1 tRNA gene and 1 rRNA gene are annotated in these 367 nt (G+C 44.1%); both read right to left on the reverse strand.

Annotation, left to right across the window (positions count from 1 at the left end):
- Positions 1 to 147: 147 nt before the first annotated feature.
- Positions 148 to 220 (reverse strand) — tRNA-Ala (locus AEQ18_RS15190).
- Positions 221 to 296: 76 nt separating this feature from the next.
- A 16S ribosomal RNA gene (locus AEQ18_RS15195) occupies positions 297 to 367 on the reverse strand; the annotation flags it as partial.

Here is a 367-nt window from a genome sequence, read left to right on the forward strand (position 1 = left end):
TCTTCTAGCGATAGAAGGTTGCTTGACTAAAATAAGCGTTGAACTTATTAAAAAACTCTTTTTTGTTCAACTCGGTGTGTGTTACTTGTTTTGATTTCTTCAATATCCAGTTTTCAATGAACAATACATAACGACCATTGTCGTTAATGGAGCCTAGCGGGATCGAACCGCTGACCTCCTGCGTGCAAAGCAGGCGCTCTCCCAGCTGAGCTAAGGCCCCGGGTATTTAGATGAGAGTAGACCTCTCAAAACTGAACAAAGGCAAACGATGTGTAGTCTTCCGAAATATTCCTTAGAAAGGAGGTGATCCAGCCGCACCTTCCGATACGGCTACCTTGTTACGACTTCACCCCAATCATCTATCCCA

Origin of the sequence: Enterococcus sp. RIT-PI-f, assembly GCF_001297065.1 — a bacterium.
GTDB lineage: Bacteria > Bacillota > Bacilli > Lactobacillales > Enterococcaceae > Enterococcus_D.